The organism is Phenylobacterium sp. (genome assembly GCF_035944335.1).
In the GTDB taxonomy this organism is placed as follows: domain Bacteria; phylum Pseudomonadota; class Alphaproteobacteria; order Caulobacterales; family Caulobacteraceae; genus Phenylobacterium.
Window position 1 is genome coordinate 19037 of record NZ_DASZBG010000051.1, and the last position, 12960, is coordinate 31996.

Below are 12960 nucleotides of genomic sequence, written 5' to 3' on the forward strand. Positions count from 1 at the left end.
TATTTGCAAAGTTTTGCAAAGCGCGGGCGCGGCGGCGGCGGCGGCGCTAGGGTGGCCGGGAAACCGTCCCCGCGCGAGACGTCCCTCCGATGAACGCCGCTGCCCGGGTGCTGCTGGTCGACGACGACGAAGAGCTGGCCGCAACGGTCGGCGAATATCTACGCGAGGAGGGCTTCGCCCCGGACTGGGCGCGCGACGCGGCCACCGCCATGGGGATGTGGGCCGAGCGCGGCTACGACATCGTCGTGCTCGACGTGATGATGCCCGGCGAGAACGGCCTGGAGTTGCTGAAACGTCTGCGCCGGGAGACCGACGCCCCGGTGCTGATGCTCACCGCCCGCGCCGAGGAGCTGGACAAGGTGCTGGGGCTGGAGCTCGGAGCTGACGACTATCTGACCAAGCCCTTCCACCTGCGTGAGCTGGCCGCGCGGCTGCGGGCGATCCTGCGGCGCCTCGCCGTGCGCAGCGGTCCGGAGACTCTGCGGGTCGGCGGGCTGGTGCTGCATCGCCGCGCCCTCAGCGCGGAGATCGACGGGCGGCCGGCGCGGCTGACAGTGGCCGAGTTCATGGTGCTGGAGGCGCTGGCGCGCTCGGCGGGCCGGGTCTGCAGCCGCGCGGACCTGGCGCTGGAGGCGCTCGGCCGGCCGCTGACCGCCTATGACCGCAGCGTCGACACCCATGTGAGCAACCTGCGCCGCAAGCTCGGGCTGGCGGTCCGCGCCGGCCTGCAGATCCGCAACATCCGCAACCAGGGCTATCTGCTGGCCGAAGAGGCCGCGCGGCCGTGAGCCCGCTGTTCGCCCGCATCTGGCTGTCGTTCTGGGCGGTGCTGGCGATCACCTTCCTGCTGGCGCTGGGCGTCGACTACGGGCTGGCGGTGCGTCGGGCGGGCGACATCGATCGACTCTCGCCGCAGGCCTTGGCCGCCTCCGGCGCTGCGGCGATCGCCCGCGGCGGCGAGATGGGCGGCCGCCACTGGATCCTGATGCAGCACAATCGCCTCCCGGAGCTGGGGATCTTCATCGTGACGCCCGACGGCCGCGAACTCACGGGCCGGACCTTGGCCGAGGTGACCGCGGCGCTCGCGCGCTCGGCGAGCGCCTCGCCCTTTCCGACCGAGGTCGATGCGCCGGTGGCCGGCCGGCCCTATCGCTTCGTCTTCCAGCGCACCCGCTCGCTCGCCTTCGACCTCTGGGACATCCTGTTGCAGCCCTGGGTGCTGGGGGCCTTGATCCTGTCGATCAGCGGATTGGGCTCGGCCTGGCTCGCGGGCTCGGTGACAGGGCCGATCCGGCGGCTGCAGATCCGGGTGCGCGCGATCGCCGACGGAGATCTGGCCGGCCACGCGGACCCGCGCCTGGCGCGCCGTGGCGACGAGATCGGCGCCCTGGCGCGCGACGTTGACCACATGTCGTTGCGGCTGGGCGAGCTGATCGCGGCGCGGGAGGCCATGCTGCGCGACGTCTCCCACGAACTCCGGGCGCCGCTGGCCCGGCTGCGGGCGGTCGCCGACCTGGCGCGCCGGCGCAATCCGGAGCGCGACGCCACCCTCGACCGCATCGACAAGGAGGTGGACCGGCTGGACGCCATGATCGGCCAGATCCTGCGCTTCTCGCGCCTGCAGGCCGAGGTGGCCCTGTCCGCCGAGCCGGTCGACCTGACCGGCCTGGTCGCCGAGGCCGTGGAGGACGCACGGCTCGAGGCGGCGGCGCGCGGACGGCGCGTCGCCTTCGAGGCCGGGGGCCCGCTGATCGTCAGCGCCGATCCGACCCTGGCGCGCAGCGCGGTCGACAACATCCTGCGCAATGCAGTGCGCTTCTCGCCGGCCGGCGGGCTGGTTCAGGTGGCGCTGCGGATCGAAGGCGGGGCGGTGGTGCTGGAGGTGCTGGACGATGGGCCCGGCGTTCTCGCCGCCGACCTGCCGCACATCTTCGAGGCCTTCCACGGCGAAGGCAGCGGCGCGGGCCTTGGCCTGGCCATCACCCGCCGCGTGGCGACCCTGCACGGCGGGATCGTCGCGGCCCGCAACCGCGACGGCGGCGGCCTGGCGGTGACCCTGACGCTGCCGTCAGCCGCGGCAGCCGCGGCCTGAGCGCAAGGCCTTCTCCGCTGGCGAACCGCGCGCGATCCGGCAATGATGGGGACGCCGAAAAGCGCGGGCGCGAAGAGCTCGGCGAGGGGGAAACATGAAGCGCTGGATTGCGGGCGCGCTGGCGCTGAGCCTCATCTGGGCCGGCGCGGCCAGCGCGGAGCCCGCCAAGGTCAAGATCGGTCAGGGGGTCCTGGTGGGCGAGCAGGCCGGGGGGATCGCCAGCTTCCGCGGCGTCCCCTTCGCAGCGGCGCCGGTGGGCGACCTGCGCTGGAAGCCGCCGCAGCCGGCGCCCCACTGGAGCGGCGAACGCGCGGCGAGCGCATATTCCGCCAACTGCATGCAGCGGACCCGCCCCGGCGGCGCGAAGCCCTCGGAGGACTGCCTCTATCTGAACGTCCAGGCCCCGGCGGGCGCCAAGGGCGCGCCGGTGATGGTCTGGATCCACGGCGGCTCGAACACCGGCGGCTCCGGGGCGATGTATGACAGCCCGGCCTTCGCCAAGGACGGCGTCGTCATGGTGACGATCAACTACCGCCTGGGACCGTTCGGTTTCTTCGCCCACCCGGCCATCCGCAAGGCCGCGGGCGCGAACGAGCCGCTGGCCGACTACAGCCTGATGGACCAGCTCGCGGCGCTGAAGTGGGTGCAGGCGAACATCAAGGCGTTCGGCGGCGACCCGAAGCGGGTCACGGTGTTCGGGGAATCGGCGGGCGCCATCGACATCTACGCTCTGCTGGGCCTGAAGGGCGCGCGGGGCCTGTTCAGCCAGGCGATCGTGGAATCCAACATCACCTGGGGCGACTCCGCGCCCCTCGCCAAGGCGGAGGCCGACGGCCAGGCGCTGGCGGTGCGCGCCGGGGCCTCGCCGGCCGCCACGCTCGCTGAACTGAAGGCCATTCGGGCCGAGAAGCTGGCCACCGCCCAGGAAGGTGCCCTCTTCCCCATCGTCGACGGGCGGCTGATGAGCGAGTCCTCGCTGCAGGCGATGGCCAACGGGCACACGCTCGACGTCCCGCTGATCGTCGGCTCCAACAGCTGGGAGGCGTGGCTGCGCCAGCCGCTGAAGGGCCAGGACGCGGTGGACTGGACCAACAGCCAGGGCGGCGCGCCGGCGCGGTTCATCGCGGCCAAGTCGGCGGGCGGCAAGCCGGCCTGGCTCTACTTCTTCTCCTATGTGGCGACGGAGAAGCGCTCGCCCGACAACCAGGGCGCGCCGCACGCCGGCGAGCTCTACTACGTCTTCGACGGCCAGCTCATGCCGCCGCTCTCAACCCCGAACCCCCAGAACCCGGTCTCCGGCCCCGCCCACCCGTCGGACGAGGACAAGGCGATGGCGGCGACAGTGCACGCCTGCTGGGTGTCGTTCGCCAAGACCGGGACGCCCCGCTGCGGGACCGCGGCCTGGCCGACCTACGACCCCAAGACCGACCAGCTGATGGAGTTCGGCTCGCCCTCCGCCGTGCGGACCCACTTCCGCAAGGCGGCGCTGGACGCGGCCCAGGCGGCCGAGCCGGGGGCGAGGTAGCGGCGGGCGGCCCTGACCGACAAGCTGTTCACCGGGCTGATCGCGCCGACGATCGGGCCAGTGAAGGGCGGGACCTCGGCGGTTCAGAGCCTGAACGTGGCCTCCCCACCCTGACCGCTGCGCGGTCTCTCCCTCCCCATTAAGGGAGGGAGGTTTCGTGCCTGTACCCCGGCTGGTCGATGGCCAGTTGGTCGAGGACGTTGGCGCGCAGCGCGGGCATCAGGCCGGGGGTGTCGGCGGTGAAGTCGCCTGAGCGGAGCTTCTCGCAGAGCTCCCAGGTGAGGCCCTCGTAGGTCCCGCCGTGGCCGAGGATGGGCTCGAGGCGCTGGACGGCGGCGGCCTTCGCCTCTTCGCCGAGCTGCAGCTCGCGCGTGACGGCGGCGAGCGCATTGGCGGCGACGCGGGCCAGGAACTGGTTGCGGGGGTCGAGGCCGGGGCGGATCTCGTCGATCCAGCGGCCGACCGCCTCGGTCAGCTCTTGCGCCTTCGGATGGCTGATCACAGGCCCGCCTCCAGGATGTTGACGAGGTCGATCTCGGTCTCGGAGACGCGGCGGCCGATCATCGGGCGTTCCACCGAGGCGGCCGCGCCCGACGCCCAGCTCATGTACATGGTCAGGCACATGACGCCCCACTTCAGGCTGCCCAGCGCCTGCCAGAAGCGCAGGCGTTCGAGTGGGATGGGATCGCCGCCGGCCGCCTCGTAGCCGGCCAGCAGGTCGGCGTAGTCGCCGAAGCCGCCGACCGGCCGCTCGGGGTGGCCGAAGCGCCAGGAGTTGACGCAGATCCAGCCCAGATCCTCGGCCGGATCGCCGATGTGGCTGAGCTCCCAGTCGAGGACGGCGGCCAGACCCTTTTCAGGGTCGATGATCAGGTTGCCGTTCCGGAAATCGCCGTGCAGCAGCACCGGGGCGCGCGGCGCCGGCCGGCGGTCGCGCAGGTAGCGGAAGGCGAGCTCCAGCACCGGTCGCTCGGCGCCGGATGCGCGATAGACCTCCTCGTAGCGGTCGAGCTCGACGGCCGCGTCGGCGAACTTCAGATTTGCGGCCTTCGGCGGGTCGGCGCTGTGGATCCTGGCCAGCACCTCGCCGCACTGGCGGGCCAGTAGGCCGCGCACGCCATCGAACCTGGCGTCGGAATTGATCCGGCGACCCAGCGTCTCGCCGGCCACGCGACGGGTGACGTGGGCCTCGCCCAGGCCGTCGGCCTCGTCGCAGAGGTGGACCAGCGGCGGGGCGGGGGCGCCCCTGGCGCGCGCCGCGGTGATCAGGGCGGCTTCGGCGGCGAGGCTGGTGGAGCGCGAGCTCTCCGGATCGAAGGGCGCCGAGCGGCGCCGCAGGATCAGCTCCTCCCTCCCCCCACCTTTCGAATTTGGCGGGCCTTCGACGACGAAGGCCCAGGTCTCCATGCTGGCCCCGCCGGTCAGCCGCTGGGCGCCCGTGGCGCGCGCGCCCTTCCCGGCCAACCGGACGGCGAGCCTCGACAAGGCCGCGGGAACGTCGATGGGGCCGTCCAAAGTCATGACCCGACGGAAGCCTTCTTTCGGTCTAGGCTGCGATGTGGCGGGCGCCGCGCCCGCTTGTAAACACCGACCCAAGGTCAAGGCCGCGCCAGACGGCCCAATCGAGGAACCTCCCATGGACTTCGACCTGCCGCAGCCCCTCGTCGACTACCTCGCCGAGCTCGACCGCTTCATCGAGGCGGAGATCAAGCCGCTGGAGCAGCGCGACGACAACATCCGCTTCTTCGACCATCGGCGGGAATATGAGCGGACCGACTGGGAGGCCGGCGGCCTGCCGAAGAAGGAGTGGGAGGCCCTGCTGGGCGAGGCGCGCAAGCTGGCCGACAAGGCCGGGCACCTGCGCTACGGCTGGCCGAAGGAGCTGGGCGGCAAGGGCGGCTCGCAGCTCGACCTGGCGGTGATCCGCGAGCACCTCGCGGCCAAGGGCCTTGGCCTGCACAACGACCTGCAGAACGAACATTCGATCGTCGGCAACAACCCCTTCATCCTGATGTTCAAGGAGTTCGCGACCAACGAGCAGTACGACCGCTATGCCGACAAGCTGCTCACCGGCCAGCTGCGCACGGGGTTCGGGCTGACCGAGCCGAACCACGGCTCCGACGCCACCTTCATGGAGACCACCGCCGTCCGCCAGGACAAGGACGGCCAGCCCGGCTGGCTGATCCGCGGCGAAAAAATGTGGACGACCGGCATGCATGTCGCCAGCCACATCATGGTCTTCGCCCGCACCTCGGGGAAGGACGGCGACGCCAGCGGCATCACCTGCTTCATCGTGCCGGCCGATACGCCCGGGGTGAAGGTCGAGGAATATCTCTGGACCTTCAATATGCCCACCGACCACCCGCGGGTCAGCCTGACCGACGTGTGGGTGCCGGAGGACGCCTACTGGGGCCAGGTCGACCAGGGCCTGAGGCTGGGCCAGAGCTTCGTGCACCAGAACCGCATCCGGCAGGCGGCGTCGTCCCTGGGCGCGGCCGTCTACTGCATCGAGGAGAGCGTGAAGTATGCTCGGGCCCGCAAGCCGTTCGGCAAGGCGCTGTCCGAGAACCAGGCCATCCAGTGGCCGCTGGTCGAGCTCGCAACCCAGGCCGAGATGCTGCGGCTGCTGATCCGCAAGACCGCCTGGCAGATGGACCGGATGGACCACAAGGAGATCGAGCGGACGATCTCCGACAAGGTCTCCATGTGCAATTACTGGGCGAACCGGCTGGTCTGCGAGGCGGCGGACCGGGCCATGCAGACGCATGGCGGGATCGGCTATTCCAGGCACAAGCCCTTCGAGCACATCTACCGCCACCACCGCCGCTACCGGATCACCGAGGGCTCGGAGGAGGTCCAGATGCGCAAGGTGGCCGCCTATCTGTTCGGCTACCTGGGCCCCAGGCGCAAGGCGATGTCGGAGCTCACCTGGGACGACGTGGACTACCGCAAGAGCGACCGGCCCACCGAAGGCGAGCGGGCGGCGACCGACAAGGCGACCAAGCGGGACGACGCCGGCATCGCCGACGACTACGTCCAGCCGACGCCCGCGAGGCCCTAGGTCAGGCCGCGGCGCTCTCGCCGTAGAGCTGGTCGAAGACCGGCGGCAGGCTGTCCGGGAGGCCCAGCAGGGGCCCGGAGGAGAGCAACAGGACGACTTCGTTCCCGGAGAGCTGCGAGAGCGCCTCGGCAGCCTCGGCAGCCGTGGTGACGCCTTGCACCGGGACGCCGGCGGCCGCGGTGCGGGCGAGAATCTCGGCGTGGGTGGACTGGTGATGGCTGTCGGCTCCGTGCGTGGGCGGCGGGACCATCAGGACGCGGGCGACGCCGGCGAATACCGTGTCGTACCAGTTCAGCGCGTCGCGGCTGCGCCAGGAGAAGGTGTGCGGCTCGAAGACCACGGTCAGGGGCCGATCGGGATAGTGCAGCAGCATGGCCTCGATGGCCGAGCGGGCCTTCTCGTAGGAGGAGCCGAAGCCCTCGACGATCGGCACCGCCGAGCGGGTGGTCAGCCGGTCGAGGCGGCGGCGGATGCCGGCGAAGCTGGCGACCGCGCTGACCAGCGCCGGCTCGGCGACCAGGCCGCGCTCCATGAGATAGGCCGCGACGCCCACGATGTTCTCGATGTTGTGCTCGCCCAGCAGGCTGGTGGTCATGGCGGTGCGTCGCCCAGCCGGACTGACCAGGGTGAAGTGGCTGGTCTCGCCATAGACGACGTCTTCGGAGAACCAGCCCTCGCAGGACGCCGTGTCGTACCAGACGGTGCGGCAGCCGGCCTGGTCCGCAACGGCGCGGATCGCCGGGTGCTCGCGCGCCACCAGCAGGCCGTCGGTGGGCAGCAGGGCCAGCAGCGCTTTGAACGGCGCCTCGTAGTCGGCGAAGGTCGGGAAGACGTTGACGTGGTCGTGGATCAGGCTGGTCAGCAGCACGTCGCGCGGGTGGTAGAGCACGAACTTCGAGCGGCGGTCGGCGGGCCCGACGATATATTCGTCGCCCTCCAGCACGACCTCGGGGGCCGAGCCCCAATGGCCGGTGGCCGGAAGCGAGGGCGAGATCGCCCCGATCATCCAGCCGGCGTCGTGCCCAGCGTCGGCAAGGACGTGGGCCATCAGGGCCGTGCAGGTGGATTTGCCGAAGGAGCCGGCGATGACAGTGTTACGCCGCGTCTCGGTAGCCTCGCCGACCAGCTCGGGGAAGCTGGTCACGGCGACGCCGCGGGCCCGGGCCTCGGCCACCTCAGGGTTGGTCTCCCCGCCCAGCTTGGCGCTGGCGCCCAGGACCAGCACGTCCAGCCCCGCAGGCAGGTTCGTGGCGGCGAAGCTGCGATGGAAGGGGAAGCCCAGCCCCTCGACATAGGTCGACATGGGCGGGAAGACGTCCTCGTCGGAGCCAGAGACCTCATGGCCCGCGTCGCGCATCATCAGGGCCACGGCGCTCATGCCCGCGCCGGCGATCCCGGTGAAGTGGATGCGCATCAAGGCCTCGACTCAAAAACGGACTGGCGTTCGGAGGCTTCCCGACTAGCCGATTGGCGGGGGCCGTCCAACCGGGAGCGGCGATCGATCATCCGGTTGATTCGGCCCGCGCCGCACGTTCAGCGCGTGATTAATGAGTCATATGAAGCGTTTAGGATCATTAACTCCGCCTTAACCACAGAAGCTCACCCTCTCGTGGTCTTCCTTGAAGACACCCCACCATCACCGACTTTAATTTGGCCCGGCGGTTCTCCGCCGGGCTCTTTTTTTCAGGCTCGCCCCGGGGCCGCTTTTGGCCTGCGGCGCAACGTCCTCGGCGCTTGCGCGGCCCGGCGGGCCAGCGTATAGGCCCGGCCCTCGACGGCCTGATCCCGGATAGCTCAGTTGGTAGAGCAGTCGGCTGTTAACCGACTTGTCGCAGGTTCGAGTCCTGCTCCGGGAGCCATCGATCCCAGCAGGGCCGCAAGGCCACTGGATCGAACCCGCCTTCACTCAATATGATCCCCGCCAACGCCGGCGCGCCGGTTGGATTGGGGACACCCGCATGTCACCGCTGAAAACCCTGGCCCTCATAGGCTTCGTGCTGGCCGCCGCCTTGGGCGCCCAGGCCGCCGGCAAGCAATCGCCCACCAAGGCGGAGATGAAGGCCGTCGTCGATCCGGCCTCGGCGACCCTGTTCGCGGTCGGCGGCGAGGTCGATCCGAGCAACGGACCCGACGCCGCCAAGGTCCCGGCCAAGCGCTGGGCCGAAGCCGGCGCCGCGGCGACGAAGCTGCAGACCGCCTCGGCTCACCTGCTGCTGCCCGGCCGGGTCAAGGACAAGGGCGCGTGGATGGGCTTCGCCAAGGCCATGGCCAAGCAGTCGGCGGACGCGGCGGCGGCGGTCAAGGCCCAGGATGGGGCGAAGCTGACGCAGGTCGCCAACGACCTCGGCGACACCTGCAGCGGCTGCCATGCAAAGTACAAGCCGAAGAGCTGATCGGCGCGGCGCGGCTTCAACCTAGCCACATTTGCGCGCGACCGTCGTGCTAGGCCTGAGGCCAGTACGGAGTGCCCGCATGCGAACCGCGATCCTTGGCCTGGCGCTGGCCCTCTCGTCCGGCGCCGCCCTCGCCCAGACCGCGCCGGTCTCGACCGCGCCGCCCGAGGCTCCGGTGGCCGGTTCGCCCAGCGTCGCCGACCAGATCGACGCCTTCATCAAGACGACGCCCGTGCCCAACGTCGCCAAGGACGCAGCCCCCGGCGTGACCTCCTCCGCCGAGCCGCCGGAGCGCAAGATCCACGGCGTGGTGGAGCTGGGCGTCGGCAGCGGCGGCTATCGGCACGCCTATGCCCGCGCCGACGTGCCGGTGGGCGAGACTGGCCAGTTGAGCATCGCGGTGGACCAGACGCGCTTCAACGAACGCCTCCGCGGCGGGCGGTTCGGCCCGGGCCGGTTCGGCGCAGGCGCGACCTCCCTGTCATTCGCCGGCGCCTGGTCCCCGGACGAGCCGGGGCCGCCCGGCGCGCCCTGCCGCCCCCGCGCCGACGGCGACCTAAGCCGGCCGGACTATGGCTCGGCCTTGCCGGGGCCGGGCGGCGCCTGCCGCATCCTGGAGCGCGGCGCGCCCTAGGCCGGAAGGCCGCTACCAGGCGCCCACATTGGGCAGCGAGGACCAGGGCTCGGCGGCCGGCAGAGCCTGGCCCTTCTGCAACAGCTCGATCGAGATGTTGTCCGGCGAGCGGACGAAGGCCATGCGCCCGTCGCGCGGCGGCCGGTTGATGGTCACGCCGCTGTCCATCAGCCGCTGACAGGTCGCGTAGATGTCGTCCACCGCATAGGCGAGATGGCCGAAGTTGCGGCCGCCGTCGTAGGCCTCGTCGTCCCAGTTGTAGGTCAGCTCGACCGTGGGCGCGCGCTTGGCCTTGGCGTCCTCCGCGTCGTCGGGCGCGCAGAGGAACACCAGGGTGAACCGGCCGCCCTGGTTCTCGGTCCGCGAGACCTCCTGCAGGCCCAGCTTGTGGCAATAGAAGTCGAGCGAGGCGTCGAGGTCGCGCACCCGGACCATGGTGTGGAGATATTTCATGATCAGTTTCCCTTACGATGTAAGCTGTGCGACGTGTGGTCACGCGGCGGACGCGGCGTGGCCGTGCTGGAATGGCCTGCGGCCACAGACTATCCGCCTGTGACGCTATGTGTCCGCGATTTCATTTGCAGTCGCGTAACGGTGGCATCAGAAGCTGGGGTCTCGCCAGGGGCCCGAGCTGGGGACGGGGCGATGCGCAGCCTGCGGGTCGCGCTTTGGGGTGACAGTTTCATGCGATTGAAATCGCAATATATTTTCGTGATCGGCGTGGTCGGGGTGCTGGCGCTGTACTTCCTGGTGCGCGCCGTGGCGGGCGGCGGCCATGCGCCGAATCGCGCCGCGGCGAAGCCGGCGGCGGCCGCCTCGGCCATACCCAGTGTTCAAGTCAAGCTGACCCCCGACGAGGTCCGCGAGTACGACGTGGTGCTGCGCGGCCGCACCCAGGCGACGCGCACGGTCCAGGTGAAATCCGAGACCTCCGGCGTGGTGGCCGCGACCCCGATCCTGCAGGGCACGGTGGCCGCCAAGGGCACGGTGCTGTGCCGACTGGCGGTCGACGCGCGGCAAGCGGCGCTCGACCAGGCGCGGGCCAGTTTCAAGTCCATGCAGCTGCAGCAGCAGGCCAATGCCGAGCTCTCCCGCAAGGGGTTCCGCTCGCCGACCCAGCTGGTCCAGGGCCAGGCCAACCTCGACGCCGCCCAGGCCGGCGTCCGCGCCGCCGAGATCGCGCTCAAGCAGGTGGATATCCGCGCGCCGTTCACCGGGGTCTTCGACCACCGCGACGCCGAGGTGGGCTCCTACCTGTCGCCCGGCCAGTCCTGCGGGACGATGATCGAGCTGAGCCCCCTGCTGGTGGTCGGCGACGTGCCGGAGACCGAGGCCTCGAAGCTGCACGTGGGCGCGACGGCCGCGGCGACCCTGGTCGATGGCCACACGCTTGCCGGCCGCGTCCGCTACGTGGCCCATGACGCCGATCCGGCGACGCGCACCTATCACCTGGAGATCACCAGCCCGAACCCGCAGCTCGTCGTGCGCTCGGGCCTGTCGGCCGATGTGCGGATCGCCGCCGGCTCGGGACCGGCGCACCTGGTGCCGGTGTCGGCCCTGGTGCTGGACTCGGCGGGCCGGCAGGGCGTGCGCTATGTGAACGACGCCGAGCGCGTCGCCTTCGCGCCGGTGAAGATCCTCGAGGAGACGCCGGGCGGCGTGTGGGTCAGCGGCCTGTCCGGGCCGATCCGCCTGATCGTGGTCGGCCAGTCCTATGTCGCGGACGGCCAGAAGGTTCGCGTCGCGATGGCGCGCTAGCGCCCGCGGCGGCAGGAGGGATGAGATGATCGGGTCCCTGATCGACGGAGCCATCAAGCGCCGCAAGGTGGTGCTGGGGGTGACGCTCATCGCCTGCCTGTTCGGCTTCTTCGCCTACCTGTCCATGCCGCGCGAGGCGCAGCCGGACATCAAGCTGCCCTACATCTTCATCGCCGTGCCGTTCCCCGGCGTCAGTCCGGAGGACGCCGAACGCCTGCTGGTCAAGCCGCTCGAAGTGCAGCTGCAGACCATCAAGGGCGTGAAGCACATGAACGCCATCGCCCGCGAGAACGTGGCGGTGGTGACCCTGGAGTTCGATCCCAGCTTCTCCACCGAACAGGCTCTGGCCGACGTGCGCGCCAAGGTCGACCTGGCGCGCGGCCGCTTCCCCCCCGACGCCGAGCCGCCGATCATCCAGGACCAGGGCTTCGCCGACCAGCCAATCATCGGCATCGTGCTCTCCGGCTCCGCGCCCGAGCGCGAGCTGACCCGCATCGCGCGCGACCTGAAGGAGCGGCTGGAAAGCTCGCCCGGCGTGCAGGAGGCCGACTACTCCGGCGTCCGCGAGGAGCAGATGGAGGTCACCATCGATCCCCTGCGGATGGAGGCCTACAACGTCACCGCCTCGGACCTCTCCCAGGTGATCGGCCGCAACAACCAGCTGATCCCGGCGGGCAACCTGCGCAACGCCGCCGGCAGCTTCGCCGTCAAGGTGCCCGGCGTGGTGCAGAACCCGGCCGACATCCTGAGGCTGCCGATCAAGCGGGCCGGCGACAAGCTGGTCACGGTCGGCGACATCGGCGAGGTGCGCCGCACCTTCAAGGAGCCGGACTTCATCACCCGCTTCAACGGCGAGCCGGCCGTGGCGCTGGACGTCTCGAAGCGCAATGGCGCCAACATCCTCGAGACCGTGGCCACCGTGCACAAGGTGGTGGCCGAGGAGTCCAAGCGCTGGCCCTCGACGGTGAAGGTCGCCTTCACCTACGACAACTCCGACTTCATCGCCCGCATCCTGAAGATCCTGGAGAGCGGCCTCTTGATGGCCAGCCTGCTGGTCATGCTGATCGTGGTGGCGAGCCTGGGCATCCGCCAGGGCCTGATGGTCGGCCTGTCGATCCCGATCTGTTTCATGCTCGGACTGATGAGCATGAACTTCATGGGCATCACCCTGAACCAGATGGTGATGTTCGGGATGGTGCTGGCGGTCGGCATACTGGTCGACGGCGGCATCGTGGTGGTGGAGTACGCCGACCGGAAGATGGCCGAGGGCCTGCCCAAGGAGGAGGCCTTCGCGGCGGCCGCGAAACGGATGTTCTGGCCGGTGGTCAACGGCACCCTGACCACCCTGTGCGCCTTCCTGCCCTTCATGTTCTGGAACTCGATCACCGGGAAGTTCATGAGCTTCTTCCCGCTGACCCTGTTCTTCGTGCTCGGCTCGTCGATCTTCGTGGCGCTGATCTTCACGCCTGCGTTCGGCTCGATCTTCGGCGGCAAGTC

Annotated in this window: 12 protein-coding genes and 1 tRNA gene; 9 read left to right on the forward strand and 4 right to left on the reverse strand. The window is 70.3% G+C overall.

Going from position 1 to position 12960, the window contains the following annotated elements; all coding sequences use genetic code 11:
- Positions 1–89: 89 nt before the first annotated feature.
- The 3 genes from VGT80_RS09315 (at position 90) to VGT80_RS09325 (ending at position 3617) form a co-directional block, all read left to right on the forward strand.
- Entirely contained in the window at positions 90–788 is a 699-nt protein-coding gene (locus VGT80_RS09315) for a response regulator transcription factor (protein WP_327455068.1), read from the forward strand.
- The gene (locus VGT80_RS09320; RefSeq protein ID WP_327455070.1) at positions 785–2092 is read left to right on the forward strand and encodes a HAMP domain-containing sensor histidine kinase; all 1308 of its coding nucleotides are present in this window, start codon (positions 785–787) and stop codon (positions 2090–2092) included. The genes VGT80_RS09315 and VGT80_RS09320 overlap by 4 nt, the downstream gene beginning before the upstream one ends.
- A 94-nt stretch (positions 2093–2186) precedes the next feature.
- Positions 2187–3617, forward strand: coding sequence for a carboxylesterase/lipase family protein (locus VGT80_RS09325; RefSeq protein ID WP_327455072.1), 1431 nt, complete (start codon positions 2187–2189; stop codon positions 3615–3617).
- Positions 3618–3756: 139 nt separating this feature from the next.
- Here the strand turns inward: VGT80_RS09325 and VGT80_RS09330 are convergent, their stop codons facing one another.
- A complete protein-coding gene (locus VGT80_RS09330) occupies positions 3757–4119 on the reverse strand; it encodes a DUF6285 domain-containing protein (RefSeq protein WP_327455074.1) in 363 nt (120 codons plus the stop codon).
- Complete coding sequence (locus tag VGT80_RS09335) at positions 4116–5138, reverse strand: phosphotransferase family protein (protein ID WP_327455076.1); 1023 nt, start codon at positions 5136–5138, stop codon at positions 4116–4118. Before VGT80_RS09335 ends, VGT80_RS09330 begins: the two co-directional genes overlap by 4 nt.
- A 115-nt stretch (positions 5139–5253) precedes the next feature.
- On the opposite strand from VGT80_RS09335, the gene VGT80_RS09340 reads away from it, so the two are divergent.
- On the forward strand, positions 5254–6678 hold the full coding sequence (locus VGT80_RS09340) for an acyl-CoA dehydrogenase family protein (RefSeq protein ID WP_327455078.1): 1425 nt from the start codon (positions 5254–5256) through the stop codon (positions 6676–6678).
- A gap of 1 nt (position 6679) precedes the next feature.
- Here the strand turns inward: VGT80_RS09340 and VGT80_RS09345 are convergent, their stop codons facing one another.
- Complete coding sequence (locus VGT80_RS09345; RefSeq protein WP_327455080.1) at positions 6680–8092, reverse strand: Mur ligase family protein; 1413 nt, start codon at positions 8090–8092, stop codon at positions 6680–6682.
- Positions 8093–8461: 369 nt separating this feature from the next.
- On the opposite strand from VGT80_RS09345, the gene VGT80_RS09350 reads away from it, so the two are divergent.
- The 3 genes from VGT80_RS09350 (at position 8462) to VGT80_RS09360 (ending at position 9705) form a co-directional block, all read left to right on the forward strand.
- Positions 8462–8537, forward strand: a tRNA-Asn gene (locus tag VGT80_RS09350).
- Positions 8538–8636: 99 nt separating this feature from the next.
- Positions 8637–9071: a hypothetical protein gene (locus VGT80_RS09355; RefSeq protein WP_327455082.1), complete on the forward strand. Its 435-nt coding sequence runs from the start codon at positions 8637–8639 to the stop codon at positions 9069–9071.
- A gap of 79 nt (positions 9072–9150) precedes the next feature.
- Positions 9151–9705, forward strand: a complete 555-nt coding sequence (locus VGT80_RS09360) for a hypothetical protein (protein WP_327455084.1) — start codon at positions 9151–9153, stop codon at positions 9703–9705.
- 12 nt (positions 9706–9717) lie between these two features.
- On the opposite strand, the gene VGT80_RS09365 is transcribed toward VGT80_RS09360, so the two are convergent.
- Positions 9718–10158, reverse strand: coding sequence for a VOC family protein (locus tag VGT80_RS09365; RefSeq protein WP_327455085.1), 441 nt, complete (start codon positions 10156–10158; stop codon positions 9718–9720).
- Between the two features lie 231 nt (positions 10159–10389).
- Here VGT80_RS09365 and VGT80_RS09370 point away from each other — a divergent pair, with 231 nt between their 5' ends.
- Positions 10390–11463 (forward strand): efflux RND transporter periplasmic adaptor subunit, encoded by a 1074-nt coding sequence (locus tag VGT80_RS09370; RefSeq protein ID WP_327455086.1) that lies wholly within the window; start codon positions 10390–10392, stop codon positions 11461–11463.
- 25 nt (positions 11464–11488) lie between these two features.
- Positions 11489–12960 (forward strand): efflux RND transporter permease subunit (locus VGT80_RS09375; protein ID WP_327455087.1); only part of this gene is annotated, 1472 nt, incomplete at its 3' end.

What these genes read in the sequence shown, in the direction of transcription:
- VGT80_RS09315 (WP_327455068.1), top strand. Translation starts at nt 90, where the DNA reads ATGAACGCCGCTGCCCGGGTGCTGCTGGTCGACGACGACGAAGAGCTG.
- VGT80_RS09325 (WP_327455072.1), top strand. Translation starts at nt 2,187, where the DNA reads ATGAAGCGCTGGATTGCGGGCGCGCTGGCGCTGAGCCTCATCTGGGCC.
- VGT80_RS09335 (WP_327455076.1), bottom strand. Translation starts at nt 5,138, where the DNA reads ATGACTTTGGACGGCCCCATCGACGTTCCCGCGGCCTTGTCGAGGCTC.
- VGT80_RS09340 (WP_327455078.1), top strand. Translation starts at nt 5,254, where the DNA reads ATGGACTTCGACCTGCCGCAGCCCCTCGTCGACTACCTCGCCGAGCTC.
- VGT80_RS09345 (WP_327455080.1), bottom strand. Translation starts at nt 8,092, where the DNA reads ATGCGCATCCACTTCACCGGGATCGCCGGCGCGGGCATGAGCGCCGTG.
- VGT80_RS09355 (WP_327455082.1), top strand. Translation starts at nt 8,637, where the DNA reads ATGTCACCGCTGAAAACCCTGGCCCTCATAGGCTTCGTGCTGGCCGCC.
- VGT80_RS09360 (WP_327455084.1), top strand. Translation starts at nt 9,151, where the DNA reads ATGCGAACCGCGATCCTTGGCCTGGCGCTGGCCCTCTCGTCCGGCGCC.
- VGT80_RS09365 (WP_327455085.1), bottom strand. Translation starts at nt 10,158, where the DNA reads ATGAAATATCTCCACACCATGGTCCGGGTGCGCGACCTCGACGCCTCG.
- VGT80_RS09370 (WP_327455086.1), top strand. Translation starts at nt 10,390, where the DNA reads ATGCGATTGAAATCGCAATATATTTTCGTGATCGGCGTGGTCGGGGTG.